General features: G+C 72.9%; 29 protein-coding genes. 12 read left to right on the plus strand and 17 right to left on the minus strand.

Features of this window, described 5'->3' with window-relative positions; translation table 11 throughout:
* Positions 1-24 precede the first annotated feature (24 nt).
* Entirely contained in the window at positions 25-792 is a 768-nt protein-coding gene (locus ACFYUZ_RS34730; RefSeq protein WP_389316076.1) for an acyltransferase, read from the minus strand.
* 147 nt (positions 793-939) lie between these two features.
* On the opposite strand from ACFYUZ_RS34730, the gene ACFYUZ_RS34735 reads away from it, so the two are divergent.
* Complete coding sequence (locus ACFYUZ_RS34735) at positions 940-1467, plus strand: gamma carbonic anhydrase family protein (protein WP_389316077.1); 528 nt, start codon at positions 940-942, stop codon at positions 1465-1467.
* Positions 1468-1683: 216 nt separating this feature from the next.
* Here ACFYUZ_RS34735 and ACFYUZ_RS34740 read toward each other — a convergent pair whose 3' ends face one another.
* Positions 1684-2337 (minus strand): DedA family protein, encoded by a 654-nt coding sequence (locus ACFYUZ_RS34740; RefSeq protein WP_389316079.1) that lies wholly within the window; start codon positions 2335-2337, stop codon positions 1684-1686.
* A gap of 316 nt (positions 2338-2653) precedes the next feature.
* Here ACFYUZ_RS34740 and ACFYUZ_RS34745 point away from each other — a divergent pair, with 316 nt between their 5' ends.
* Positions 2654-2833, plus strand: coding sequence for a hypothetical protein (locus ACFYUZ_RS34745; protein ID WP_389316081.1), 180 nt, complete (start codon positions 2654-2656; stop codon positions 2831-2833).
* Positions 2834-3146: 313 nt separating this feature from the next.
* On the opposite strand, the gene ACFYUZ_RS34750 is transcribed toward ACFYUZ_RS34745, so the two are convergent.
* Positions 3147-3791 (minus strand): LysE family translocator, encoded by a 645-nt coding sequence (locus tag ACFYUZ_RS34750; RefSeq protein WP_389316083.1) that lies wholly within the window; start codon positions 3789-3791, stop codon positions 3147-3149.
* Between the two features lie 445 nt (positions 3792-4236).
* Positions 4237-4689 carry a DUF4442 domain-containing protein gene (locus ACFYUZ_RS34755; protein WP_389316085.1) on the minus strand — a complete coding sequence of 151 codons (453 nt, stop codon included), beginning with the start codon at positions 4687-4689 and terminating at the stop codon, positions 4237-4239.
* A gap of 106 nt (positions 4690-4795) precedes the next feature.
* On the opposite strand from ACFYUZ_RS34755, the gene ACFYUZ_RS34760 reads away from it, so the two are divergent.
* On the plus strand, positions 4796-5941 hold the full coding sequence (locus tag ACFYUZ_RS34760) for a hypothetical protein (protein ID WP_389316086.1): 1146 nt from the start codon (positions 4796-4798) through the stop codon (positions 5939-5941).
* A gap of 150 nt (positions 5942-6091) precedes the next feature.
* On the plus strand, positions 6092-7417 hold the full coding sequence (locus tag ACFYUZ_RS34765; protein ID WP_389316088.1) for an MFS transporter: 1326 nt from the start codon (positions 6092-6094) through the stop codon (positions 7415-7417).
* Here the strand turns inward: ACFYUZ_RS34765 and ACFYUZ_RS34770 are convergent.
* From ACFYUZ_RS34770 to ACFYUZ_RS34780, 3 genes are all read right to left on the minus strand, one after another.
* Positions 7379-8224 (minus strand): spermidine synthase, encoded by an 846-nt coding sequence (locus tag ACFYUZ_RS34770; protein WP_389316090.1) that lies wholly within the window; start codon positions 8222-8224, stop codon positions 7379-7381. The two genes, ACFYUZ_RS34765 and ACFYUZ_RS34770, sit on opposite strands and share 39 nt — an antisense overlap.
* An 86-nt stretch (positions 8225-8310) precedes the next feature.
* Entirely contained in the window at positions 8311-9180 is an 870-nt protein-coding gene (locus ACFYUZ_RS34775) for a patatin-like phospholipase family protein (protein WP_389316092.1), read from the minus strand.
* Positions 9181-9228: 48 nt separating this feature from the next.
* Positions 9229-9930 (minus strand): DNA alkylation repair protein, encoded by a 702-nt coding sequence (locus ACFYUZ_RS34780; RefSeq protein ID WP_389316094.1) that lies wholly within the window; start codon positions 9928-9930, stop codon positions 9229-9231.
* Between the two features lie 94 nt (positions 9931-10024).
* Between ACFYUZ_RS34780 and ACFYUZ_RS34785 the strand changes: the two genes are divergently transcribed.
* Both ACFYUZ_RS34785 and ACFYUZ_RS34790 read left to right on the plus strand, forming a co-directional pair.
* Positions 10025-10780: a TVP38/TMEM64 family protein gene (locus ACFYUZ_RS34785; RefSeq protein ID WP_389316095.1), complete on the plus strand. Its 756-nt coding sequence runs from the start codon at positions 10025-10027 to the stop codon at positions 10778-10780.
* 95 nt (positions 10781-10875) lie between these two features.
* Complete coding sequence (locus ACFYUZ_RS34790) at positions 10876-11751, plus strand: undecaprenyl-diphosphate phosphatase (protein WP_389316097.1); 876 nt, start codon at positions 10876-10878, stop codon at positions 11749-11751.
* A gap of 21 nt (positions 11752-11772) precedes the next feature.
* Here the strand turns inward: ACFYUZ_RS34790 and ACFYUZ_RS34795 are convergent, their stop codons facing one another.
* A complete protein-coding gene (locus ACFYUZ_RS34795; RefSeq protein ID WP_389316099.1) occupies positions 11773-12366 on the minus strand; it encodes a flavin reductase family protein in 594 nt (197 codons plus the stop codon).
* A gap of 73 nt (positions 12367-12439) precedes the next feature.
* Between ACFYUZ_RS34795 and ACFYUZ_RS34800 the strand changes: the two genes are divergently transcribed.
* Positions 12440-12883 (plus strand): nuclear transport factor 2 family protein, encoded by a 444-nt coding sequence (locus ACFYUZ_RS34800; RefSeq protein ID WP_389316100.1) that lies wholly within the window; start codon positions 12440-12442, stop codon positions 12881-12883.
* A 7-nt stretch (positions 12884-12890) separates the two neighbouring features.
* On the opposite strand, the gene ACFYUZ_RS34805 is transcribed toward ACFYUZ_RS34800, so the two are convergent.
* Positions 12891-13796, minus strand: a complete 906-nt coding sequence (locus tag ACFYUZ_RS34805; protein ID WP_389316102.1) for a Gfo/Idh/MocA family protein — start codon at positions 13794-13796, stop codon at positions 12891-12893.
* A 60-nt stretch (positions 13797-13856) separates the two neighbouring features.
* The gene (locus ACFYUZ_RS34810; RefSeq protein ID WP_389316103.1) at positions 13857-15086 is read right to left on the minus strand and encodes an FAD-dependent monooxygenase; all 1230 of its coding nucleotides are present in this window, start codon (positions 15084-15086) and stop codon (positions 13857-13859) included.
* Between the two features lie 194 nt (positions 15087-15280).
* On the opposite strand from ACFYUZ_RS34810, the gene ACFYUZ_RS34815 reads away from it, so the two are divergent.
* The 3 genes from ACFYUZ_RS34815 to ACFYUZ_RS34825 all read left to right on the plus strand — a co-directional run bounded on the left by ACFYUZ_RS34815 (position 15281) and on the right by ACFYUZ_RS34825 (position 17147).
* On the plus strand, positions 15281-15898 hold the full coding sequence (locus ACFYUZ_RS34815; protein WP_389316105.1) for a TetR/AcrR family transcriptional regulator: 618 nt from the start codon (positions 15281-15283) through the stop codon (positions 15896-15898).
* 126 nt (positions 15899-16024) lie between these two features.
* Positions 16025-16561, plus strand: a complete 537-nt coding sequence (locus tag ACFYUZ_RS34820) for a DinB family protein (RefSeq protein WP_389316107.1) — start codon at positions 16025-16027, stop codon at positions 16559-16561.
* A 127-nt stretch (positions 16562-16688) separates the two neighbouring features.
* Positions 16689-17147: a hypothetical protein gene (locus ACFYUZ_RS34825; RefSeq protein WP_389316109.1), complete on the plus strand. Its 459-nt coding sequence runs from the start codon at positions 16689-16691 to the stop codon at positions 17145-17147.
* Between the two features lie 22 nt (positions 17148-17169).
* On the opposite strand, the gene ACFYUZ_RS34830 is transcribed toward ACFYUZ_RS34825, so the two are convergent.
* The 7 genes from ACFYUZ_RS34830 to ACFYUZ_RS34860 all read right to left on the minus strand — a co-directional run bounded on the left by ACFYUZ_RS34830 (position 17170) and on the right by ACFYUZ_RS34860 (position 23169).
* Positions 17170-17607, minus strand: coding sequence for a hypothetical protein (locus tag ACFYUZ_RS34830; RefSeq protein WP_389316211.1), 438 nt, complete (start codon positions 17605-17607; stop codon positions 17170-17172).
* Between the two features lie 103 nt (positions 17608-17710).
* Entirely contained in the window at positions 17711-18394 is a 684-nt protein-coding gene (gene ung / locus ACFYUZ_RS34835; protein ID WP_030686303.1) for a uracil-DNA glycosylase, read from the minus strand.
* A gap of 82 nt (positions 18395-18476) precedes the next feature.
* On the minus strand, positions 18477-20054 hold the full coding sequence (locus ACFYUZ_RS34840; protein ID WP_389316111.1) for an ABC transporter substrate-binding protein: 1578 nt from the start codon (positions 20052-20054) through the stop codon (positions 18477-18479).
* A 149-nt stretch (positions 20055-20203) separates the two neighbouring features.
* Positions 20204-20971 (minus strand): SDR family oxidoreductase, encoded by a 768-nt coding sequence (locus ACFYUZ_RS34845; RefSeq protein ID WP_389316113.1) that lies wholly within the window; start codon positions 20969-20971, stop codon positions 20204-20206.
* Between the two features lie 28 nt (positions 20972-20999).
* Positions 21000-21761 (minus strand): 3-oxoacyl-ACP reductase FabG, encoded by a 762-nt coding sequence (fabG, locus tag ACFYUZ_RS34850; protein ID WP_093877218.1) that lies wholly within the window; start codon positions 21759-21761, stop codon positions 21000-21002.
* 182 nt (positions 21762-21943) lie between these two features.
* Positions 21944-22327 (minus strand): DUF3037 domain-containing protein, encoded by a 384-nt coding sequence (locus ACFYUZ_RS34855; RefSeq protein WP_030686313.1) that lies wholly within the window; start codon positions 22325-22327, stop codon positions 21944-21946.
* Entirely contained in the window at positions 22324-23169 is an 846-nt protein-coding gene (locus ACFYUZ_RS34860) for a HipA family kinase (protein WP_093877217.1), read from the minus strand. Before ACFYUZ_RS34860 ends, ACFYUZ_RS34855 begins: the two co-directional genes overlap by 4 nt.
* A gap of 219 nt (positions 23170-23388) precedes the next feature.
* On the opposite strand from ACFYUZ_RS34860, the gene ACFYUZ_RS34865 reads away from it, so the two are divergent.
* Together ACFYUZ_RS34865 and ACFYUZ_RS34870 are read left to right on the plus strand one after the other, a co-directional pair.
* On the plus strand, positions 23389-24378 hold the full coding sequence (locus ACFYUZ_RS34865) for an alpha/beta hydrolase (RefSeq protein ID WP_389316116.1): 990 nt from the start codon (positions 23389-23391) through the stop codon (positions 24376-24378).
* Positions 24379-24382: 4 nt separating this feature from the next.
* Positions 24383-25894 (plus strand): peptidoglycan DD-metalloendopeptidase family protein, encoded by a 1512-nt coding sequence (locus ACFYUZ_RS34870; protein WP_389316118.1) that lies wholly within the window; start codon positions 24383-24385, stop codon positions 25892-25894.
* Positions 25895-25906: the final 12 nt, after the last annotated feature.

Raw genomic sequence — 25906 nt, forward strand, 5'->3', positions numbered from 1 at the left:
CCGGTGCCGGTCACCCCCGTCGGCTCACGAGGGCACGGACTCGGAGCTGCCCGTGCGCCGGGCCTCCCAGACCGCCAGCGCCGCGAGCTGCTCCGGGGTGACGTGCTCCGGGATCGGGATGGGGGCGGGGGTGCGGAGCGGGGGCTGCCAGCCGTTCTCCCGGTCCCAGCTGCGGACGACCTTGGCGGGGGCGCCCGCCACGACCGAGTGGTCCGGGACCTCGCCGCGCACCACCGCGCCCGCCGCGACGACGACGTTGCGGCCGAGGCGCGCGCCGGGAAGGATCACCGCGCCCGTGCCGAGCCAGCAGCCGGGACCGATGGAGACGGGTTCCGAGCGGGGCCACTGGCGGCCGACGGGCTCGTCCGGGTCGTCGTAACTGTGGTTCGTCGAGGTGATGTAGACGTACGGGCCGCAGTAGGTGTCCGAGCCGATCGTCACCTTCGCGTCGGCGATGACGTGGCTGCCCCGCCCGAGGACGACCCCGTCCCCCAGGGTCAGGACCGTGTCGGTCCCGAGGTCGAGGTCCGGCAGCATCCCCGCCGTCAGCGTGACCTGTTCGGCGATGATGCAGCACGCGCCGATCTCGATCCACGGCTCGCCGAAGACCGTGCCCTGCGGGAAGGCGAGCCGGGTGCCCGCGCCGAGGCGGCGGAACCGCAGCTTCCCGGGGTGTTCGGCGGTGACGGAGCCGGCCTGCTGCACCCAGCGCCAGCCGCCCTGTACGGCACGGGCGAGGAGCCTGCGCCGCCAGGCGGCGAGGGATGAGAACGTGTTTCTGTTCCTGGGCACCCGGCCACCGTAGTCGGAGCCGTCGTACCTGATCAGTGCGGTGCGCTGTGATGTCCGTCATGAGCACGGCATAGGCTGCGCCCGGGGGCACCCCCGGGCGTGACACGACGGCTGACGATCCCAGGATCCGACGATCAGGAGCGAACCATGACAGAGGCGTTGATCAAGGGAGTGGGCGGCAAGGAGCCGCGGATCGACCCGACCGCCTTCACCGCCCCGACCTCCGTGGTGCTCGGCGAGGTCACGCTCGGCGCGCGCGCCAGCATCTGGTACCACGCGGTGCTGCGGGCGGACTGCGGTCCGATCGCCATCGGCGAGGACTCCAACGTCCAGGACAACTGCACGGTCCACGTCGACCCCGGCTTCCCCGTCTCGATCGGGGACCGGGTGACCGTCGGCCACAACGCGACCGTGCACGGCTGCGTGATCGAGGACGACGTGCTCGTCGGCATGGGGGCGACCGTCCTCAACGGGGCCCGGATCGGCGCCGGCTCGCTCGTCGCCGCCCAGGCGCTCGTCCCGCAGGGGATGGAGATCCCGCCGGGCTCGCTGGTCGCGGGGGTCCCCGCGAAGGTGCGCCGCCCGCTGACCGACGAGGAGAAGGCGGGGATCCGGCTGAACGCCGAGATGTACCTGCAGCTCGCCAAGGGCCACGCCGAGGCCTTCGAGGACTGAGGCCCGGCACGGCGGAGGGGGCGGGCACCTCGCCGGCGGGAGCCGCGCCCCCACCGCACGGAGCGGAGGGCGGGCACCGCGCACGATACGAGGGGCGCCCCACCGCACGACACGAGGGGCGCCCCACCGCACGACACGAGGGGCGCCCCACCGCACGGCGGAGGGCGGCACCCGTCCGGGGTGCCGCCCTCCGTTCCGTACGCGTGCGGTCCGCGCTCAGTCCGTCACGGGGACCGGCTCCGGCTCCGCGGCCTCGGCCCGCTGCGCCGCCGCCTTCCTGGCGCGGTTCCTGACGACCAGCATCGAGGCGACGCCGATCAGCACGGCGAGGACGAGGCCCAGCCAGGAGAAGCGCTTGAGCCAGGCCTCGGCGACGACGCCGACCGAGTAGACGACGGCCGTGGTGCCGCCGGCCCACAGGATGCCGCCGAGGACGTTGGCGATGAGGAACTTCCAGTACGGCATGTGCAGCACGCCCGCGAGCGGTCCCGCGAAGATGCGGAGGAGGGCGATGAAGCGGCCGAAGAAGACCGCCCACATGCCCCACTTCTGGAAGGAGTTCTCGGCGAGCCCGATGTTGGCCTCGCTGAAGTGCTTGGGGAACTTCCCGCCCAGCCAGGCGAGCAGCGGCCGTCCGCCCTTGCGGCCGATCGCGTATCCGATCGAGTCGCCGACGATCGCGCCGGCGGTGGCGCAGGCGCCGAGGACGTACGGGTTGATGTCGCCGTGCTGCGAGGCGAGCAGCGCCGAGCTCACGAGCACGATCTCGCCGGGGAGCGGGATGCCCAGGCTCTCCAGCCCGATCACCACCGCCACAAGGACGTAGACGGCGATCGCGGGGATCGTCTCCAGCCACTCCTGGACGTGCAACGCGCTTCCTCCCGTATCGGCTGCTCAGCTGCTCGATGGCCCGGACACACCTCGACGGGCACGCCGTCGAAGCCTACCCCGGCCGGTGGGACGGGGCCCTCGACGAGCGCCGCCCCCCATACGGACGCCCCCGCACCCCGGAGGGTTGCCGGGGCGGCGTGCGGCAGCCGGCGCGGCGTCGACGCTCCCCTTCCGTGCCGGGCGCCCGGCTTCCCTTCGGCGACGCGCCGCTCGCAAGGGGCCCGCTCCGGTGACGTGGCGGAACCCACGTCACCGGAGCGGGGTTCTTGTCGGACCCTGGCCGTAGCCTTGACTCATGCTCGATTCGCACAGAGAGACCCCCAGCCCCGCAGCCCTGAACGATGCCATCCGCACCCTGTGGGCCCGTGCCGGCGAACAGCGCCGCTCACTGACGGCCGACGAGCAGCGGATCTATCAGGTGCTCGTGGCCGCGTGGGCCGAGGCGACGGACGCCGAGCAGGAGCTCGCGGCCTAGGGCCTGATCCGAAAGACAGGCCCTAGTCCGCCGGTCGCCGTCCCCCGTAGGGCCGACGGGCGGGTCCGGATGCGAACGGCCGCGCGGCCCCGCCGTGCTCGCAGCTACAGACGGGGCCGTGGCGGTTCCCCCGACGGGGGTGGCGGGGAGGCCGTGCCGACAGCATGCACCTGAAACCAGCCACGGGCCAGGGGTATGGCGAAAAATGCACGAGCGCCGCGGCTTGTACGAGTGCGCCGGCCGCTTCGTCACGGCCTGTCGACGCCGCAGCCGCCTCGGCGGAGCACCGGTCTCAGGGACGCACGCGCACGGCTCAGGCCGAGACAGGCGTACGGGACAGGGCCGTGCGCAGCGCGAAGACACCGAGCAGACCGCCTGCCGCGAACCGCTGGGCGGCCATCACGCGGGGCCGGGCCGCCAGGAACCCCGACAGCCGTGCCGCGCCCAGCATGACGAGAGCGTTCACGGAGATCCCCACGACGATCTGCACGCCACCGAGCTGCAGCAGCTGCGCCCAGTCCGGACCCGCCTGCGCCTCCATGAACTGGGGCAGGAGGGCGGCGTACATGAGAGCGATCTTGGGGTTGAGCAGGTTGGTCAAGAGCCCCGTCGAGAACAGGCGGGCGTCGGAGACGGGAGGCAGGCCCTGGGCGGGAGCGAAGGGTGAGCGGCCACCGGGCCTGAGCATGGTCCAGGCCAGGTAGGCCAGGTAGGCGGCCCCGGCGAGCTTGACCGCCGTGAACGCCGGCGGCACGGCGGCGAACAACGCGGACAGGCCGGCGGCCGCGGCCACCAGGTAGCACAGGAATCCCACGGCGGTCCCGCTCAGGCTGACGAGGCCCGCCCTGCGGCCCTGGGTGATCGCGCGGGAGGCGAGGTGGATCATGTTCGGTCCCGGAGTCAGGGCCATGCCCAATTCGACCAGGGCCACTCCTCCCGCTGCGGCCAGACCGATCACTGTCGACTCCCCCTCGTCTACCGGGCACCCGGTGCCCGGCGTGGGCCGCGCCCGGCGGCGACGGACGGCTGCGACGCGTCGGCAGCGCCTGGGGCGCCCGCTCAGGATACGGTCCTGCCGTTCGGCGTCTCCGTGCGCCCTCGTTCCAGCGGGCCGACGGCATCGACGACTGCCCGTGAACGCCTCGGCGATCTCCGAGCGATCGGCCGGACAGGTCCCGGTCGCCCACTCGGGCTCCAAGGGTTCCCGGCGGAACACGAAGCGCGCCGCGGCCCGGACGACGGTCCCCACGCCCTGCGTCGCACCTTCGCGTCGGTGCGACCGGACGCCCGGAACCCGTCGTCGCGGGTCTCACGGCGGCTCGGTCACGCAGACCCTTCGATCACGCCGGCCCTTCGATCACTCCGAAGGTCCGTGCCCACACGATGGCGAGCGGGCCGGAGGCCTATCCGTGGGGCCGAAGCGTCCAGACGACGGTCATCTCGCCGGTCACGGCGCCGTCCTCGCGGGTGATGTCGATCCGCACCGGGAACTCCGGGCGCTGTCCGGCGTCGAGCTCGGCGACGACCTCGGCGGCGGGGCGGCCGAGGGTGGCGGTGGCGGTGACGACGCCCATGGCCAGCTTCTTGTAGCCGATCTCGGCCTTGACGGCGAGCGGGACCGCGCGGCTCAGCTGGTCGCCGAAGGCGGCGAGCACGATGGCGCCGCTGGCGGACTCGGCGAGGGTGAACATCGCTCCGGCGTGCGGGCCGCCGACGTGGTTGTGGTAGGCGGGCTGGTCCGGGAGGCGCACGACGGCGCGCTCGGCGGTGGTCTCCAGGAACTCCAGGTTCAGGGTTCCGGCCATGGGGACCGTGGCGGCGAGCATCTCGCCGACGGACATCTGGTCTGCGCTCATGGACCGTGATGTTACCCGCGAGTAGCAGCCTTGGCCATCCCCCGCCCGCCCGCCGCCCGGGGGCGGGCGTGGTCGAGCGGCCCCCGCACCTCTATGGTTACTGGCCATGTGGCCAGGACAGCAGCCGCCCGGGGGCGAGCAGAACCCGCAGGACCAGAGTCAGAACCCCTACCAGCAGTCGGGGTACCAGCAGCCGAACCCGTATCAGCAGCCGCCGGCCCAGCCCGGGTATCCGCAGCAGCCGCCGACGCAGCCCGGCTACCCGCAGCAGCCTCAGCCCGGCTATCCGCAGCAGCCGCCGACGCAGCCGGGCTACCCGCAGCAGGGATACGCCCAGCAGCCCGGTCACCCCAACCCGTACCAGCAGCCGACCGTGCCGCAGCAGTACGCGGTGCCCGGACCCGGACAGCCCGGCGGACCCGACGGCGGGAAGAAGAAGCAGACGACGATCGTGGCGATCGTCGCCGCCACCGCCGTGGTCGTCGCGGCCGGAGTCACCGGTTTCCTCGTGCTCGGCAAGGACGACGACCAGAAGAACACGGCCGGCGACCCCAAGCCGTCCGTGACCGCCACCGCCTCCTCGGACCCCTCGTCCGCCCCGGCGCCCGACCCGAGCCAGTCGATCGCCAATCCGCGCGACGGCGCTGCGCAGCAGCCGACGATCCCCGGCTGGAAGGTCGTCTACAACCCGAAGTACGGCACCCTCTTCGACGTGCCGCCGGAGTGGGAGGTGCACAAGCCGGGCTCGATCACCTTCTTCGAGGACGAGAAGAAGGGCGGCGGCCTTCCACTGGTCACGATGTCCAGCCCCACGAGCCTCAAGACCAAGTGGTGCACGTACGACGTCGACAAGAACGGCACCGCGGAGACCTGGAGCCTGTCCACCAGCGGCACCAAGGGCGGCCAGGGCGCCAAGGACACCGCCTCCCTCGCCCGCAGCGAGGCCGGCACCTGGGTGTGGGGCGGCTACGCGCAGCACATGCCGCAGAGCATCATCAAGATCACCAAGTCAGTGCCGTACACCACCAAGTCCGGTCTCACCGGCAGCCTGGCGACCGCCACGGCGCCGGGCGTCAAGAAGCGGAACAAGTGCGAGACGGACGGCAAGTCCATCGCCTTCTCCTTCAAGAACGCCGCCGGCGACTTCTCGACCTGGGTGCTCTACGGGGCCGACGGCGTCAAGGACGAGCTGCCCGACACCACGATCCGGCAGATCCTCTCCACGGTCCGGCTCGCCCCCTCCGGGTCCTGACCCACCCGACCGCCCGACCGCCCGACCGCCCGTCCGCCGGGGCCACCGTGCCGGCCCCGGCGGAGGCTCTGGGCGGACGGCCCTCGGCGGTCGACGGGCCGTCCGGATATCCGGTTGGCAGTACGGGGAGGAGCCGGGGATAGTCCCGGGGTGACATCACCCGCCACCTCCCCCCGCCGGACACCGTCCCGCTCCCGCCGCCCCGAGTGGGCCGGCCGCAACTACCTCCTGCTCACCGCCGCCACCGTCGTGACCAACCTCGGCACGCACGGCGCGCTGATCGCCACGACCTGGGCGGTCTTCGACACCGGGGGCGACGCCGGCGACGTGGGCCTGGTGGCCATGGCGCGCTTCGCGCCGCTGGTCCTCTTCCTGCTCATCGGCGGCGCGGTGGCCGACCGGCTGCCCCGCCACCGGGTGATGGTCGCGGCCAACGCCCTCAACTGCGTCTCGCAGGCCGTCTTCGCCGTCCTCGTGCTCTCCGGCGAGGCCCGCATCTGGCAGATGATGGTGCTCACCGCGCTCTGCGGCACCGGTCAGGCCTTCTTCAACCCGGCGGCCGAGGGCATGCTCATGGCCAGCGTCAGCGGGGAGCAGGCGAGCCGCGCCTTCGCCGTCTTCCGCATGGCGATGCACGGCGCCGCCATCGGCGGTGCCGCGCTCGGCGGCGCGCTCGTCGCCTTCGTCGGACCGGGCTGGGTCCTCGCGATCGACGCGGTCGCCTTCGCCGTCGCGGGCGGCCTGCGGGCCTTCCTCGACGTGAGCGGCATCCCGGACCGCGCGCCCGGCGGCGGCCTCCTCGCGGATCTGCGGGAGGGCTGGCAGGAGTTCGTCGGCCGGCCCTGGCTGTGGTCGATCGTCGCCCAGTTCTCGGTGGTGGTGGGCCTGATCGGCGCGGTCGAGTCGGTGTACGGACCGCTGGTAGCCCGGGACGAGCTGGGCGGCTCGCGCCCCTGGGGCATCGCGCTCGCCGCGTACGGGGCGGGGACGGTCGCGGGCGCCGTCCTGATGACCCGGTGGAAGCCCCGCCGGATGCTGTTCGTCGGGACCCTGTGCGTCTTCCCGATCGCGCTGCCCTCGGCGGCCCTCGCGGTGCCGCTGGACGCGGCGGGCCTGACGGCGGCGATGTTCGTCAGCGGGGTCGCGATCGAGGTCTTCGGCGTCTCGTGGATGACGACCATGCACCAGGAGATCCCGGAGGAGAAGCTGTCCCGGGTCTCCGCGTACGACTGGTTCGGCTCGACGGCGCTGCTGCCGCTGTCCACGGCCCTCGCGGGCCCGGCGGAGAGCGTGTTCGGCCGGAGCGAGGCGCTGTGGGGCGCGGCGGCGCTGATGGTGCTGGTCACCGCGCTGGTCCTGTTCGTGCCGGACGTACGGAACCTGACGCGCCGCCCGCACACGAAGGAGGTCGCGGGCGCCGTCGCGGCCCCCGGCGTCTCAGCCGATGCCGAAGGCGCCCTCCGGGGGAACGGGTGACGGGACGGCCCCGGCGTCGAGGACCGGCTGCGCGCCGCCGGTGAACCGGCCGAGCGTCTCCCCGTGCTCCACGCGCGCGGGGAAGGCGTCGGCCGCCGCACGCCGCGCGAGGTGGGCGGTGTCGATCTCCCGCCCGGAGGCGACGAGCACCGCGTTCCCGAAGCGGCGGCCGCGCAGCACGGCGGGCTCCGCGACGAGCGCCAGTTCGGGGAAGACGACGGCGAAGGTGGCGAGCTGGGAGCGGAGGAAGGCGAAGGGCGCGCCGTCGGCCAGGTTGGCGGCGTAGAGACCGCCGGGCCGCAGGACGCGCCGGACCTCGCGGGCGTACTCGACGGAGGTGAGGTGCGCGGGCACGCGCGAGCCGCCGAAGACGTCGCCCACGATCAGGTCGGCCGAGGCGTCCGGGGCCGCCTCCAGCCAGGCGCGGGCGTCCGCCGCGTGCACGGTGGTCCCCGAGCCCTCGGGCAGCGGCAGGTGCTCCTCGACCAGGGCGAGCAGCCCCCGGTCGGCCTCGACCACGTCCTGGCGCGAGCCGGGCCGGGTGGCGGCGACGTACCGGGGCAGCGAGAGCGCCCCGCCGCCCAGGTGGAGGACGGCGAGGGGCGCGCCGGGCTCGGCGGCGCCGTCGACGACGTGGGCGAGGCGCCGCGCGTACTCGAACTCCAGGTACGCCGGATCGTCCAGGTCGACGTACGACTGGGGCGCGCCGTCGACCGTCAGGAGCCAGGCCCGCTCCCGGTCCACGTCGGGCATGAGGCGTGCGGTGCCCTGATCGACCTCGCGGATGACGGGGATGTGCTCGTTCACGGTCTCATTGTCCCCCGGCCGGTGATCCGGCCCGCTCGTGATCCGGCTCGCTCGTGATCCGGCCCGCTCGCCGCCCGGCCCGCTCGTCATCCGGCCCAGACGGCGGCGACGGCCTCGGCGTGGGAGGCGGCCTGGGCACGTCCGGCGCGGGCCGCGGCGGCCCGGTGCGCGGGGTCCAGCGCGTTGCTCCCGATCGCCTTGCGGGAGGCCCCGTCGGGGGTGATCACCTCGACGCGCGCCCCGGCGGCGGCGAGGTCGGCGCCCTGCCGGGCCGGGGAGAGCACGGCCTTGCCGCCCCGGGCGCTGGGGGCGATGACGACGATCCGGTCGCAGCCGGCGGCGAGGTGGGCGTTGGCCGTGGAGTGGACGCCGCCGTCGATCCAGCGGCGCCCGTCGATCGTCGCCGGGGGCCAGACGCCGGGGACGGCGCAGCTCGCGGTGACGGCGTCGGTCAGCGGGACGCCGCTGTCCTCGTCGTACGCGGCGAGTTCGCCGGTCTCGGCGTCGACCGCGGTGATCAGCAGCGGCCGCGCGGGCCAGTCGGCGGCCCGGCCGAGCCGCCGGGCGACGGTCGCGCGGCGGTCCGCCTCGGCCACCGTGGGGGCGGCGAGGGCGAGACGGCCGAGCCTGCGCCCGTACTCCTCGGGGGTCCGGGAGCGGAGGACGGCGAGGGCGTACCGGAGGATCATCGGGATCCCGAGCCGGGCGGCGGGCTCGGTGGCCGCCCCGTCGAGCTGCTCCTCGTACAGGGCGTCGAGGCCGCCCCGTCCGGAGGCGAGCCGCGCCCCGACGACGGCTCCCGCGGAGCTTCCGACGATCAGATCGGCGGCGGTCAGATCGACCCCGGCGTCGAGGAGCCCGCGCAGGACCCCGGCCTCCCATCCCGCTCCGACCAGCCCTCCGGCCCCCAGGACCAGTGCCGTCCGCTTCCCCGTGCGCTTCCCCGACCGCGTCATGTGCCGAGTCTGGCGCAGGAGTCGGTCCGGTCCTCGACCGGGGTGGGGTCAGAGGTTCTTGAGGGCCTCGCGGACGGAGAGCGGGGAGAGGCGGGAGCCGTGGGCGGTGACGAAGGCGCGGACCTCGGCGGGAGCCGTCCTGCCGTACTCGCGCAGGCTCCAGCCGATGGCCTTGCGGATGAAGAAGTCGGGGTGGGCCGAGCGGCGCAGGCAGTGGGCGAAGAGCCGGTCCGCGTCGGTGGCGTCCTTGAAGCGCAGCTGGTGGAGGAGGGCGGTGCGGGCGACCCACAGGTCCTCGTCGTCGATCCACGCGTCCATCTCGGTGCCCAGGGCGGGATCGGCCGCGACCAGGCCGCCGACGACGTGGGCGGCGAGGTGGTCGACCGTGTCCCACCAGGAGACGGTGGTGACGAGTCGGCGGGCGACCGGCAGGAAGCCCGGGGAGCAGCGCTTCACGTGCCGGCGCAGGTAGTCGACGGCGAAGTAGTGGTACTCGCGCTCCGGGAGGGCGAAGCAGCGCAGGGCGATCGCGGCGCAGTCGCTCTCGTCGGGCCGCGGGGTGCCGTCGAGGACCGTGCGGGACAGGGTGCGGCGCTCGGGCGCGCGGATGCCGAGGAAGGGAGCAGCGCCCTTCATGTACGCCACCATCTCCTGGGCCCGGAAGGGGTTCCCCGCGGCGGGGTAGACGGCGGTGAGCCGCTCCAGGACGGTGTCGGCGAGGCCGCTCGCGGGTGGCGCGGTGTCGTGCACGGGACCCTCTCGGTCGCGATGCGCTCCGGGCGCGCCCGGACGGACATGACACACATTACGGCGCTCCTACGGGCGCGTCCGTTACTCTCCCCGAATGCTCGCTCCCGTCCCCAGGCCGCCGGGCTCCCTCGCCGTCCGCTGTTCCCGGGCCCTGCTCTCCCCCCGCGCGCGGCTGTCGCTGCTCGCGCTCCTGCTGCTCACGGCCGCCTCCCTCGTGGTCCTCTACCAGCCGCAGCGGATGCTCGCCTCGGGCTGGCCGCCGTACACGGGCGGTGCCGGGGCGGTGCTGCTCTTCGGCCTCGCGTACGGGGTGTGCGCGGCGGCGTTCGTACCGCGTCCGGTGCTCAACCTGGCGGCGGGCGCGCTCTTCGGCGCCGCGGCCGGTCTGACGGGGGCGCTGGCGGGGACGGTGCTCGGCGCGGGGATCGCGTTCACCCTCGGCCGGGTCCTGGGGCAGGACGCGCTGCGGCCGCTGGTGCGGGGCCGCTGGCTGACGGCGGCGGACGGGCAGCTGAGCCGGCACGGGTTCCGTTCGATGCTGGCGATCCGGCTGTTCCCCGGGGTGCCGTTCGCTGCGGCCAACTACTGCGCGGCCGTCTCGCGGATGCGGTACGTCCCCTTCCTGGTCGCCACGGCGCTCGGCGCCCTGCCGAACACGGCGGCGTACGTGGTGGCGGGTGCCCGGGCCGGCTCGCCGGGCTCGCCGGCGTTCCTCTTCTCGGCGGGGTTCATCGTCCTGTCGGGCCTCGGCGCGGCGGTGGTGGCCTGGCGCAAGCGGCACGGCCTGCGGGCCGCGGCCGGCGCTGCGGCCGGGGAGCCCGAGCCGGAGCGGGAGGCGGTGCTCCGGTAGCGCCGCGGACCTCGCCACGGGCCCGTCATCTTGGGCATGTACTCTGCGCACGACCTTCTGACCGCACACGTACATAACGGGACGGCCCTAGCCCCATGAGTTGGTTCGAATCGTTCATCCTCGGACTCGTACAGGGGCTGACGGAGTTCCTTCCCATCTCCTCCAGCGCGCACCTCCGCCTCACCGCGGCCTTCGCCGGCTGGCACGACCCGGGTGCGGCCTTCACCGCGATCACCCAGATCGGCACGGAGACCGCGGTCCTGATCTACTTCCGCAAGGACATCGCCCGGATCGTCTCGGCCTGGTTCCGCTCCCTCACGGACAAGGCGATGCGTTCCGACCACGACGCCCAGATGGGCTGGCTGGTGATCGTCGGCTCGATCCCGATCGGCGTCCTCGGCGTCACGCTCAAGGACCAGATCGAGGGCCCCTTCCGCGACCTGCGGATCACGGCGGCCACCCTCATCGTGATGGGCGTCGTCCTCGGCATCGCCGACCGGCTCGCCGCCCGGGACGAGATAGGCGGCCGGCACCGCGCGATGCGCGAGCGCAAGACGCTCAAGGACCTCGGCGTGAAGGACGGCCTGATCTACGGCGTCTGCCAGGCGATGGCGCTCGTCCCCGGCGTCTCCCGCTCGGGCGCGACGATCTCCGGCGGTCTGTTCATGGGCTACACCCGTGAGGCGGCGGCCCGGTACTCCTTCCTCCTCGCCATCCCGGCGGTGCTCGCCTCGGGCGTGTTCGAGCTGAAGGACGCGGGCGAGAGCGGCCACGTGTCCTGGGGCCCGACGATCTTCGCCACGATCATCGCCTTCGCCGTCGGCTACGCGGTGATCGCGTGGTTCATGAAGTTCATCACCACGAAGTCCTTCATGCCCTTCGTGATCTACCGGATCCTGCTCGGCATCCTGCTGATCGTGCTGGTCTCGGCCGGTGTGCTCAGCCCGCACGCGGGCGAGTCCGCGGGCTGACCCGACAGCCGGCCGGCGGCCTCAGGCGCGGTAGGGCACCCTGGCGATCTCCTCGATGCCGCCCAGGGTGCCCCACTCGTTCCTGCCGAGCCGGGTCAGCGGGCGCATCAGGGTCATCTCGGGGTGGCCGTCGACCATGACGGACTCGTCGACCGCCGCGTGCACGACCCGGCCGAAGACGACCGTGGAGTCGCCGATCCGCAGTGTGCTGTGCAGCTCGCACTCCAGGGCCACCGGCGACTGGGCGACCCGCGGCGGCTTCACCCGCAGGCTCGGCTCCCGCTCGATGCCGCACGCGTCGAACTCGCTCACCCCGCGCGGGAAGTCGGTCGCCGTGGCGTTGATCCGCTCGAAGAGCCCCTCGGGGGCGAGGTTCACCACGAACTCCCCCGTCTCCTCGACGTTGCGCAGCGAGTCCTTGCGCCCGACGGAGGTGAACTGCACGACCGGCGGCGCGACCGAGGAGATGGTGAAGAAGGAGTGCGGGGCGAGGTTGTCCGTGCCGTCGGCCGAGGCCGTGGACACCCAGGCGATCGGCCGGGGCACGACGGTGGCGGTCAGCAGCCGGTAGAAGGAGGTGCGGTCGGTCAGAGCGGGGTCGATGTTCACGCGCATGGCGGCCAGTATGACCGGCGGCCGCCGCCGCACACCCCTTGGCCCCCGGCCTCCGCTGCCCGACACTGAACCGATGACGCAGCGCGTGGACCTCGCGACCGTGATGGACCGATTCGCCCTCGACGACCTGGTCACCGGCTACGCGGCGGCCGTGGACGAGGGCGACTGGAGCGCCTACCGGGGTCTGTTCACCCCGGACGGCAGGGCCGACTACCGCGGCTCGGGCGGGATCGAGGGGCCGGCGGAGGAGGTCGCGGACTGGCTCGCCGCGACGCTGCCCCTCTTTCCCGTACGCCAGCACCTCATCGTGAACCGGCGGGTGCGGTTCCGGGAGCCGGGCGGATACCCGGAGGCCGGGGACCGGGCGGACATCGGCGCCGACTACGTCAACCCGATGCGGTTCGCCACCGGCGAGGAGTTCGTCTGCGGTGGGCGCTACGCCTTCGCGGCGCGCCGCACCGCCGACGGCTGGCGGCTCTCCTCGGTCGTCGTCGACGAGCGCTGGCGCCGCGCCTGACGGGCGGTCAGGACGCCTGGGCCAGGGCTTCGCGGACGACGCGCTCGCACAGTTCGTGGGTGAGCAGGGCGTCCCGGGCGCTGAGCACCCGGCCGTCCCGTACCGAGTCGAGGAAGGCGAGGACCGCCTGCTCGATGCCGCGCTGCCGGGCCACGGGCACCCAGTCGCCGCGGCGGCGCACGGTCGGCTGCCCCTTGTGGTCGACGACCTCGGCGAGGTTGAGGACCTGGCGCTTGGTGTCCTGCCCCGAGACCTCCAGGACCTCCTCGGTGGAGCCGTTCATCCGGTTCATCATGCCGATGGCGGTGAAGCCGTCCCCGGAGAGCTGGAGCACCACGTGGTGCATGAGCCCCTCTCGGATCCGGGCGCGCACGTCGATGTGCTCGACCTCGCCGGGCAGCAGGAAGCGCAGGGTGTCGACGACGTGGATGAAGTCGTCGAGGACGAGGGTGCGGGGGTCCTCGGGCAGGCCGACGCGGTTCTTCTGGAGGAGGATCAGCTCGCGCGGGTGGTCGAGGCACTGGGCGTAGGAGGGGGCGAGGCGCCTGTTGAAGCCGACGGCGAGGCTGACGGAGCGCTTCTCGGCGAGCTCCACGATCCGCTCGGAGTCGGCGTACTCGTACGCGAGGGGCTTGTCGACGTACGTGGGGACGCCGGCTTCGATCAGCCGGCCGGCGATCTCGGCGTGGGCGGCCGTGGAGGCGTGGACGAAGGCCGCGTCGAGGCCGGCGGAGAGCAGCGAGTCGAGGTCGCGGTGGCGCCGGTCGGCGGGCAGGTGCAGGGTGTCGGCCACCCGCTCCAGGGTCGCCGGGGTGCGGGTCTGGAGGTGGAGTTCGACCCCGGGCAGGGTGCCGAGGACGGGGAGGTAGGCCTTCTGCGCGATGTCGCCGAGTCCGATGCAGCCAACCTTCACGGGCTCTCCCTTGTCGTCGTTCGACGGCCCCGGCCGTAGGGGTCGTTCGCGCCGGTCAGCTTACGCGGGACGGGTCGCGTCCCCGGCCGGAGGGACCGGGTCGACGGGCGGGTGCCAGTCGCAGATGCCGTCGAAGCCGCGCAGGGCGAGGCCGGGCCCGAAGCGGGAGACGGCGCCGACGGCCACGGCGCGGAGGGCGACGGCTGGGCGGCCGGAGAGCATGGTGATCGCGCCGGTGCGGGCGGCCTTGCGGACGATGGCGGTGGTGCGCGGCAGCCGCTCGGCGGTGTACGCGGCGAGCGCGCGGCCCGGCACGAAGCCGGGGTCGGTACGGGCGTGGTGGGCGAGGACGACGGCGTCCTCGACGGCCTGGTTCCCGCCCTGGCCGAGGCTCGGCATCATCGCGTGCGCGGCGTCGCCGAGGAGGGCGACCCTGCCCCGGTGGAAGGCGGGCAGCGGATCGGGCAGGTGGTGGACGTCGTGCCGCAGGATCCGGTCGGGGGTGACCCCGGCGAGGATCTCGGGGACGGGGTGGTGCCAGTCGCCGAAGAGCCGGAGCAGTTCGGCCTTCTCGTCGTCGGGCGCGTGGGCGCCGGCGGGGGCCACGGCCATGGCGTACGCGTAGACCCGGCCGTCCTTGAGGGGCTGGCTGCCCCACAGCCGGCCGGCGCCCCAGGTCTCGTGCGGGGCGAAGGGCCGGGCGGGGGCGGGGACGACGACGCGCCAGCTGGTGCTGCCGGAGTAGCGGGGGCCGGGGTGGCCGGGGAAGAGCGTCCGGCGGGTCGCCGAGTGGATGCCGTCGGCGGCGACGACGAGCTCGGCCTCGATCCCGCCGCGGTCCGTGGTCCCGGCGTCCGAGACGGTGAGCCGGGCGGGGCGGCGGTCGTCGCCGGGGTCGGTGACGGTGGCGGTCGCGCCGGTGCGGACGACGCCCTCGGGGAGGGCGGAGGTGAGGATGTCGACGAGGGTGGCCCGGTGGAGGAGGACGAGGGGCCCGCCGAAGCGGGTGGCGGCGGCCTTGGCGTCGGTGCGGGAGAGCCAGCGGCCGCCGGGGGTGCGCATGCCGCCGTCGCCCTGCCAGGCGGAGAGCTCGCGGACGCGGTGGCCGAGGCCGATGACGTCGAGGGCGCGCTGGGCGTTGGGGGCGAGGGCGATGCCGGCGCCGACGGGGGCGAGGTCGGTGGCGCGTTCGAGGAGGGTGACCTGCCAGCCGCGCCGGTTCAGGGCGACGGCGGCGGTGAGTCCGCCGATGCCGGCTCCGACGATGACGGCGCGGTGCCGCTGTTCCATGACTGCTCCTCGGTTCGGACGGTTCGGATGGTTCGGACGGGCCGGGTGGTTCGGACGGTTCAGGGGGTTCAGGGCGGTTCGGGGCGGTGAAGACGGGCGAGGCAGGATGGGGCAGAACGGTTACTACAGGTGTAGTGACCCCTTCCCTCGCGACGCTACTACAGGTGTAGTCACGCCGGTAGTAGGTTGTCCCCATGACTCGTGCCACCGCCGGAAGCCCCGCCCCGGAGACCTCCGCCTCCCGCGCCGAACGGATCGGCGACGCCGCCCTCGCCCTCCTCGTCGAGCGCGGGATGCGGGGCCTGACCCACCGCGCCGTGGACGAGCGGGCCGGTCTGCCGCAGGGCTCGACCTCCAACCACGCCCGCACCCGCCAGGCCCTCCTGGAGACGGCCGTGCGGCGCCAGGTCCAGCGGGAGGCCGAGGTCCTCACCCCGCACGAGCTGCCCGGCCCGGAGAGCGGCGGCGACGCGCTGGTCGACGCGCTCGCCCTCGCCCTGCACCGCTACCTCACCGACCACCGCTCCCTGCTCGTCTCCCGCTACGAGCTGGCCCTGGAGGCCACCCGCCGGCCCGAGCTGCGCACCTTCTTCGACTCGGCCGGCTCGACGTTCCACACCCCGCTGATCGCGATGATGGCGGGGGCCGGTTCCCCGCAGCCCGAACGGCACGCGCTCTCGCTGATCGCCTGGAGCGAGGGGCTGATGTTCTCCTGCGCCGCGGGCTCCTTCCACGAGGCCGTGCCGAGCCGTGCCGAACTGCGCACCGGCTTGGACGAGTTGCTGCGCGGCATGCTCGGCGACCTCGCCTGACGCGGCCGGCCGACGGCGGGTGGGGCAGAGCGCGGAACCCCTGGACGGCGTCCCGCCGGTCGGGCCGGGTTCGCGACGTCCGATCGCCACGACGCCCCCTGGCGCCGCCCGCGATCATGGGAGACGATGCCGCCCATGACCACCGAACGCACCGACACCACCCCACGCGTCGACCCGGCCACCACCACGGGCGAGCGCGAGGCGCTGGAGCAGTGGCTCGACTTCCACCGCGCGACCCTCGCGATGAAGTGCGAGGGGCTCGACGACACCCAGCTGCGCACCCCGTCCGCCCCGCCCTCGGACCTCAACCTGCTGGGCCTGGTCCGGCACATGGCCGAGGTCGAGCGCGGCTGGTTCCGCCGTGTCCTGGCCGGCGAGAAGGCGGAGTGGATCTACTCGACGGAGGAGGACCACGACCGGGACATCCACGTCACGGACGAGGACACCTACGAGGAGGCCCACGCCACCTGGCAGGCCGAGATCGCCCACGCGCGCACGCTGGCCGCCGGCCGCGGCCTCGACGACCTGGGCGCGGGCGAGCACCGCACCGGCGAGACCTTCAACCTCCGGTGGATCTACCTCCACATGATCGAGGAGTACGCCCGCCACAACGGCCACGCGGACCTCATCCGCGAGCGCATCGACGGCGCGACCGGGGACTGAGCCCGGCCGGACCGGTCAAGACCGGGCCCCGCACGGCTCACCCGTGCGGGGCATTCCCCGCCGGTAGGGGCGCGAAGATCGCGTACGGAGCAGCAGAGTTGCGCGGGTGCATGGAACCCGAACAACAGTGAAGATCCTGGTCGGTGCGGCGGTCGCCGCCCTGGCGGGCTGCGTCTCGGTGGACGCCCCTCCGACGGCCCCCGTCCCCGCCCCCGCGGCCGGCACCGTCCCCGCCCAGGACGTGGCACCGCAGATCGTCGAGGGGCCGGCCCGCGAGGCCCTCGAAGCGGCTCTTCCCGCCCCCCCGCCGTCCGCCGCGCCCCGCGCGGCACCTCCCGCGGGGCAGCACCGGCGGACGGTGACGCCTCCCCGCCCGGAGAAACCGCGCCCCGCCCCCTTACCGCCACAGCACGAGCGTCCGCGCCCGGCGGCCCGGCCTGACCTTCCCGCGCTGCCGGAGCTCGAGGGGCTGCCGCGGAACCCGCCGGTCTCCCGGGCGGACGTCTGCGACCTCGGCGAGCGGTACGGCGGCTGGGACCGCGACAGCTCCCAGGCCAGGATCTGTCACGGCGCGTACGGCCGATGATCCTCCCCCGCGGGTCGGCCGGTCACGCGTCCCTGAGCCGCAGCTCCAGACGCTCGATCGCGGCCCGCACCCCGTTCCCGTAGCCGTCGTCGTCGAGGTGGTCCGAAGCGGCGCGGGCCCGGTCCAGATGGACCCGCGCGGCGTCGGGCCGCCGGAGCTTGACGTAGTCGGCGGCCAGGTTGAGGTGGAGCGAGGGGTACAGCGCCCGGAGGGCGGCCGCCGAGTCGTGCGCGGCCGGCCGCTCCTCGACGAGCCCCTCGGCCGCGCTCAGCGCCCGCAGGTCCCAGGCCAGCTCGGTGTCGGGATCGTCCTGGGCGTCCGCCATGTAGTGCGCGAGGGTGCAGCGGTGCAGGGGGTCGCCGTCCGGGCCGATCTGCTGCCACAGCAGCCCGAAGCGGTTGCGGGCCTCCTCGCGGTCGCCGCCGTGGAGGAGCATCATGGCCTGCCCGATCCTGGTCATGACCCCGTCGTCCGACACCTGCTGCTCGGTCACCGCGACCTCCACCCGCTCACCCACTGGGAGTGACGACGCTAGCCGCACCCGGCCCGGATCGGGCCGAGGCTCAGCCGAGGTCCGGGATGCGCCAGTCGATCGGCTCGTGTCCCTGGGCCGCGACGGCCGCGTCGATCTGGGTGAAGGGCCGGGAGCCGAAGAACTTCTTCGCCGACAGCGGCGAGGGGTGCGCGCCCTTCACCACGACGTGCCGCTCCTCGTCGATGAGCGGCAGCTTCTTCTGCGCGTAGTTGCCCCACAGGACGAAGACGGCGGGGTCGGGGCGGGAGGCGACCGCGGTGATCACCGCGTCGGTGAACTTCTCCCAGCCCTTGTTCTTGTGCGAGTTCGCCTCGCCGGAGCGGACCGTCAGGACGGCGTTGAGCAGGAGGACGCCCTGCTCGGCCCACGGCATCAGATAGCCGTTGTCCGGGATCGGGTGGCCGAGCTCCTCGTGCATCTCCTTGTAGATGTTCCGCAGGGAGGGCGGGGTCTTCACCCCGGGGCGGACGGAGAAGCAGAGACCGTGGCCCTGGCCCTCGCCGTGGTAGGGGTCCTGACCGAGGATCAGGACCTTCACCTTGTCGTACGGGGTGGCGTCGAGGGCGGCGAAGACCTCGTCCTTCGGCGGGAAGACCGGCCCCTTGGCGCGCTCCTCCTCGACGAACTCGGTGAGCTGGGCGAAGTAGGGCTTCTGCAGCTCCTCGCCGAGGACACCCCGCCAGGACTCGGGCAGCATGCTGGTGTCGGTCACGGTCAACAACCTCCGGTGGACGTTCCTGTCACTCCGCCCGAGAACCTACCGGGGGCCACTGACAGTGGCCCCCGCAGGCCCGCTACCAGCTGGCGCGGCGGCTCAGCTCCCACATCTGCATGACCGTCTGCGGGTCGAGGGCGCGCTCGCTGCCGCCGATGTCCTCGCCGGCCGCGATGTACAGCTTGCCCTGCCACAGGGGCAGCAGCCGGACGTCCCTGACCATGATCTCCTGGGCCTCCACGAACTCGTCCGTGACGGTCCCGCGGTCGCTCTCGCGGCGCGACTTCGGGAGCAGTTCGTTGGTGATCCGGGAGCTCTCGTAGGGCGTGCCGAGGACGTTCTCCTTGCCCACGAAGGGGGCGACGAAGTTGTCCGGGTCCGGGAAGTCGGGGAACCAGCCGCGGCCGAAGACCGGGTACTCGCCCTTCTGGTAGCCCGCCTGGAACTCCTTCCAGGGCTTGCCGTGCAGGGTGACCTTGAAGAGGCCGGACTCCTCCAGCTGCCGCTTGAGCTCGGTGAACTCGGCGGCCGTCGAGGAGCCGTAGCGGTCGGTGGTGTACCAGAAGTCCAGCTCGACGGGCTCGGTGATGCCGGCTTCGCGGAGGATCTTCTTCGCCTTCTGCTCGCTGGGCGAGCCGAAGCGGTCGAAGAACTTGGTGGTGTGGGCGGCGATGCCCTTGGGCACCATCGAGTACAGGGGCTCGGCGGTGCCCTGGTAGACCTTGTTGACCAGTTCGTCGCGGTCGACGAGCTGGGCGATGGCCTTGCGGACGGGGAGCTTGGAGACGGACTTGTCCTGGGTGTTGAAGACCAGGTAGCGGATGTCGGCGCCGGTCGACTCGACGAGCTGGAGACCCTTGTTCTCCGGCTTGTCCTCCTGGAGGGCGACGACCTCCTCGGCGGTGAGGCCGCGGTAGGTGGCGTCGATCTCCTTCTTCCGGAGCGCGGCGACCATGGCGTCGGAGGCGTCGAAGTACCGGATCGTGACGCCGCCGTTCTTGCGGTCGGCGAAGCCCTTGTAGGTGGGGTTCTTCGTCAGCTCCGCCGTCTCGCGCTCGGTGTACGAGTCGAGGACGTACGGGCCGGAGCCCATGACCTTGCCGTCCTTGCGCAGCTGGTCGGCCGGGTACTCGGCCGGGTCCACCAGCGACATCGCGGGGGTGGCGAGGACGAAGGGGAAGGTGGCGTCCGACTTGTTGAGCCGGAAGACGACGGTGCGGTCGCCGACGGTGTCGATCTTGTCGAGCGAGCCGAGCATGCCGTTCGGGCCGCCCTTGTAGTTGATCTTGCGGATGCGCTCGATCGAGTACTGGACGGCCTGGGCGTCCAGTTTGTGCCCGTTGGAGAAGGTCAGGCCCTCCACGAGCTTGCATTCGAAGACCCTGCTGGAGGTGTCCGTGAACTTGCAGTCGGCGGCGTCCGACTGCGGGGCGGTGCTGCCCGTCGGGAAACTCACCAGGGTCTGGAAGACATTCCGGAAGAGCTCCCAGGAATTGTCCCAGGCGGCGGCCGGATCAAGCGTGGTGGGAGAACTCGTCGTGCCGACGACGATTCTCTGCTCCCCGGCGGATTCGCTGTCCGAGAAGACACCGCATCCGGTTACCAGGGATATGGACACAAGGGCTGCAGCGGCCTGCAGACTGGTCCGGTTGAACACGTGCACGCTCCTCGTTCAGCCAGGGGTCGGCCGACGATACCGCAGCACCCCGCCAGGTCAATGTTCGAGCCTGCCGGGGCACTTGAGGCATTCAGCATACAACCGGGGTCAATCCGGACAGAGGAATCCGGAAAGTGTCCGGTTATCGGTCACCCGACTCCGGCGTTCAGGAAAATGCCGCCGTCGACGACGAGCGTCTGACCGGTGATCCACTCCGACTGCGACGAGGTGAGGAAGGCCGCCGCCCCGCCGATGTCCTCGGGCTCGCCGAGCCGGCCGAGCGGATAGGAGGCGGCCGCCTCCGCCTCACGGCCCTCGTAGAGCGGCTGCGCGAATTTCGTCTTCACGACGGCCGGGGCGATCGCGTTGACCCGCACGACCGGCGCGAATTCATGTGCCAGCTGAAGGGTCAGATTGATCATCGCGGCCTTGCTCATTCCGTACGCGCCGACGAAAGGCGAGGCGGTGACGCCGGCGATCGAGGCGATGTTCACGATCGCCCCGCCGTGCTCCTTCTGCCAGGCGTGCCAGCTCCGCTGGGCGAAACCGAGCGCGGAGATCACATTCGTCTCGAAGACCTTCCGGGCCACCCCGAGGTCCATGTCCGCGATGGGCCCGAACACCGGATTCGTACCGGCGTTGTTGATCAGGAAGTCCAGACAGCCGAAACCGTCCATGGCCGCCTCGACGGCGGCGGCCTGGTGGGCCTCGTCGTGCGCCTTGCCGGAAACGGCGATGACCCGGTCGGCCCCGAGCCGCTCCACGGCCTCCTTGAGGGCCTCCTCGCCGCGTCCGGTGATGACCACCCGGTCGCCGCGGGCGACGAGGGCCTCGGCGACGCCGTAGCCGATGCCCCGGCTGGCGCCGGTGACGAGGGCGACCCTGCCGGAGAGCTCCGGCCGTTCCTGTGCGCTCATGCGTGCCTCCTCCTCTCGCTGCCGGTCGTCAGTTGAGCGGGCCGCCGGCCACGTACATGACCTGGCCGGAGACGAAGCCGGCGTCGTCGCCCGTGAAGAACGCGATCGCGTTGGCGACGTCCTCGGGGCGGCCGACCCGCGCCACCGGGATCATGGAGGCGGCGGCCGCCTGGAACTCCTCGAAGCCCATGCCGACGCGCTCGGCGGTCTGCGCGGTCATCTCGGTGACGATGAAGCCCGGGGCGACGGCGTTGGCGGTGACGCCGAACTTGCCGAGCTCCTTGGCGAGGGTCTTGGTGAAGCCCTGCAGACCCGCCTTGACGGCCGAGTAGTTGGCCTGGCCGCGGTTGCCGAGCGCCGAGGAGGAGGAGAGGGAGACGATCCGGCCGAAGCCCGCGTCCACCATGTGCTTCTGGACGGCCTTCGCCATCAGGAAGGCGCCCTTGAGGTGGACGTTCATGACGATGTCCCAGTCGGACTCGGACATCTTGAAGAGCAGGTTGTCGCGGAGCACGCCCGCGTTGTTGACGAGGATCGTCGGCGCGCCGAGCTCGGCGGCGACCCGCGCGACGGCGGCCTCCACCTGCGCGCCGTCCGAGACGTCGCAGCCGACCGCGAGGGCGGTGCCGCCCGCGGCGGTGATCTTCTCGACGGTGTCCTTGCAGGCCGCCTCGTCGAGGTCGAGCACGGCGACGGCGCGGCCCTCGGCCGCCAGGCGGAGCGCGGTGGCCGCGCCGATGCCCCGTGCGGCACCCGTGACAATGGCTACGCGCTGCTCGGTGGTGGACATGCTTGGTTCTCCTCGCCCTTGGATCGTCCCTGGTGGCGGCCGAACCGGCCGTCCGCTCCTGCGTCCCGCACATGAGCGACCGCTTAGTATCGTCCGCAGGACGAGACGCTAGAAGCCCTGGCACCCGGTGTCAACGGCCCACCGGGTGCACCAGGTCACTCCTTTTGCCCCTACCGGACGAGCTATCGGACGAGAAGGTCGAGCAGCCGTTCCACCTCGGCCTCGGGGTCGGCGGTCAGACCCGTGTGGACGGGTCCCGGCTGCACGACCGTGGAGCGCGGCGCGATCAGCCAGCGGAAGCGCCGCCCCGCGTCGTCGCGCGCGGCCTGCCCCGCCGCGTCGCCGCCCAGACAGACCCCCTCGACGGCGCGCAGCGCGGCCCGTACGCCGGTCACGTCGGCCGCCGGGTCGAGCACCGTCAGCTTGGCCTCGTCGAGATGCGTGCGGGCGGCCACGAAGGACCGGGCGCGGCAGTAGACGACCACTCCCGCGTTGAAGCACTCGCCGCGCTCCACCCGGGGCACGACGCGCAGCAGCGCGTACTCGAAGACATCGCGGTCGGTCACGTCGTGCTGTCCTTCTCGGTGGTGTGCTTCCGGGGCGCGAGTCGCTCGGCGAGCCAGCCGGGCGGCTGCTGCGGCCGGCTCTCGGTGCGCGGGCCGAGCGTGATCCGCTCGTGGATGGTGGCGGCGCGCGGCAGCAGCGCCGAGACGTACGCCGCGCGCACCTCGTCCGTGCCGTCGAAGCCGGGCTCGTCGACGAGCCACTCGTCGGGGACGTCGGCGGTGACCTCCTCCAGGAGCTCGCGGGTGACGAGCGGGGCGAGCTCGGCGGCCGCGGCGGCGACGTCCGGGGCGAAGGGGGCGAGCGCGTGGTCGGAGGCGTCGTACGGCTTCGCGGCGGAGGCCTGGGCGCCCGGCCAGTTGTGGTGCCAGATCATGGTGGCGCCGTGGTCGATGAGCCACAGGTCGCCGTGCCAGACGAGCATGTTCGGGTTGCGCCAGGAGCGGTCGACGTTGTTGATCAGCGCGTCGAACCAGACGACCCGGCCGGCCTCCCGGGGGTCGACCTCGTACGCGAGCGGGTCGAAGCCCAGCGAGCCGGGCAGGAAGTCCATGCCCAGGTTGAGGCCGCCGCTCGCCTTGAGCAGCTCCTGCACCTCCTGGTCGGGTTCGGAGAGTCCGATGACGGGGTCGAGCTGGATGGTGACGAGCTCCGGCACCCGCAGGCCCAGCCTCCGGGCGAGCTGCCCGCAGACGACCTCGGCGACGAGGGTCTTGCGCCCCTGGCCGGCGCCGGTGAATTTCATGACGTACGTGCCGAGGTCGTCGGCCTCGACGATGCCCGGGAGCGAGCCGCCCTCACGCAGCGGCGTCACATAGCGGGTAGCGGTGACTTCGGTGAGCATCCGGCCAGGCTATCGACTCGCGCGGCCGCGCCGGGCACAGGAGGGCTCCGCCCCGGCAGGGCACCCCCCAGGTGCCCGGAAAGCCCCGCCCGGCTCACGGCGTCCGGCACCCCTAGCCCACGCGGCGCCGCCTGTCAGTCCGCAATCTTCCGGGGTCACCCCGGACCGGTCCCGTTGCTACGTTCCCGACCGTCGTCCCGCTTCGACCCGGAGGTCACGTTGAGCGCGAAGAACCCCACCCGCCGGAACATCCTCAAGACCGCCGGCGGCCTCTCGGCCGCGCTGGCCCTGGGCGGTGGAGGCGTCCTGGCCGCGGCGGGGACGGCCGCCGCCGTCGGGGACGGCTTCGGGCTGCGCATCGTGGACCGCAACGAGGCAGACGCGCGCATGTGGTACTACCGCTTCCAGACCGCCGCCATCGGCTGGAACCCCGGCGTCAACGTGCTCCTGCCGGACGACTACCACTGGAGCGGGCGCAGGTACCCGGTGCTCTACCTCCTCCACGGCGGCGGCACCGACCAGGACTTCATCACCTTCGACCGCGAGGGCGTCCGCTCCTGGACCGCGGGCAGGCCGCTCATCGTCGTCATGCCCGACGGCGGGCACGCGGGCTGGTACTCGAACCCCGTGAGCTCCAACGTCGGCCCGCGGAACTGGGAGCAGTTCCACATCTCGCAGCTCGTCCCGTGGATCGACGCGAACTTCCGTACGTACGCCGAGTACGACGGCCGCGCCGTGTCCGGCTTCTCGATGGGCGGCTTCGGCGCGCTGAAGTACGCCGCCAAGTACTACGGTCACTTCGCCTCGGTGAGCGCCCACTCCGGGCCGGCCAGCCTGCGCCGGGACAACGGCCTCGTGGGTCACTGGGCCAACGCGAGCTCGGCGACGCTCGACCTGAACGGCGGCACGGTCTACGGGGTGCCGTTCTGGGACGAGGCCCGGGTCAGCGCGGACAACCCGGTGCAGCGGATCGAGAGCTACCGCAACAAGCGGGTCTTCCTGGTGGCCGGCACCAGCCCCGACCCGATCAACTGGTTCGACACGGCCAACGAGACCCAGGTGCTCGCGGGGCAGCGGGAGTTCCGCTCCCTGCTCGGCAACGCGGGCATCCCGCACGAGTGGTACGAGCTGCCCGGCGGCCACTTCATCCGCCACGACATGATGCAGCGCGACATCGACGGCGTCATCGACCGCCTCCGCAAGGCCTGAGCCCGTGCTCCGCGGACTGTCCCGACGCGCCCTGAGCCGGGTCCTCGCGGCGGCGGCCGCCCTGCTGCCGGTGCTGGCCGCCACCGCCCCGGCCGAGGCCGGGACCACCGGATCGGCCACCGCCTGCCCGAGCGTCGGCTTCGTCAGCCAGCCGTTCCACCCCGGGCACAACGGCGTCGACATCGCCGCCGACATCGGTACGCCGATCTACGCCGTGGGCGACGGCGAGGTGACCGTCTCCGGGTACGTCGGCGACTACGGCCAGTGGATCCGCGTCCGGCACCCGGACGGCCGGACCTCCGAGTACGGGCACATGTACCGGCGGGACGTCTCGGTCGGCGACCACGTCGTGGCCGGCCAGCAGATCGCCCTGATGGGCGCCGAGGGCAACGCCGACGGCTCCCACCTCCACCTGCGGATCTGGGGGGACGACTCCTTCTCGTACGGGATCGACCCGGAGGTCTACCTCGCGGAGGGCGGCATCACCCTGCCCTGCGTCCCCGGGAGCGGTCCGCGCCCCAAGCCCCCGGTGCACCCGGCGGAGTCGGGCCGGGTGGTGGCGGCGCGGTCGGCCGACGGGCGCCTGGAGGTCTTCGCCGCCGGGGCGGACGGGGTCCACCACGCCTGGCAGCGGGAGGCGAACCGCGACTGGTCGGAGTGGGAACGGCTCGGCGGACCCGTGAACGCCCAGCTGGCGATCGCGCCGAACGCGGACGGCCGCCTGGAGGTGTTCGCCATCGACGGGAGCACCTTCCGGCACCGCTACCAGCTCTCCCCATCGGGCGGCTGGTCCGACTGGGAGGACTTCGGCGGCGGCGGTCGGGACATCGCGGCCGGCGTGAACGCCGACGGCCGGATCGAGGTCTTCGCCTCCGGACCGGTCGGCGTCTTCCACCGGTACCAACGGGATCCGAACGGCGGCTGGTCGGGATGGGAGCCGACCGGTGGCGGGCCCGCCGACGGCCGCATCGAGATGGAGAAGTCGCCCGACGGCCGCCTGGAGGTCTTCGCCCTCAACGGCAGCACCTTCCAGCACCAGTACCAGACGTCCCCGAACGGCGGCTGGTCGGCGTGGGACGACTTCGGCGGCGGCGGTCACGACCTCACGGTCGACCACAACGCCGACGGCCGGATCGAGGTCTTCGCCTCCGGACCGGCCGGCGTCTTCCACAAGTACCAGACGGGTCCCTCCCGTTGGTCGGGATGGGAGGGGAGCGGCGGACCCGCCGACTCCCGGCTCAGCAGCGAGCGCACCGCCGACGGCCGCGTCGAGGTCTTCGCCATGAACGGCGACACGGCCGTGCACACCTGGCAGACCGGGGTGAACGCGCCCTACGGCGCGTGGGAGACCTTCGGCGGAGGCGGCACCGAGGTCACCGCGGCCTCCAACGCCGACGGCCGCATCGAGGTCTTCGGCACCAGCCACGCCGGCACGTACCACGTCTGGCAGACCGGCTTCTCGACCTGGTCCTCCTGGGTCTGGGTCAACGGCACCGCGGGACCCGCGCTCGACTGATCCCCAGCCTCC

Source organism: Streptomyces sp. NPDC004266 (assembly GCF_042874095.1).
Taxonomy (GTDB): Bacteria; Actinomycetota; Actinomycetes; order Streptomycetales; family Streptomycetaceae; genus Streptomyces.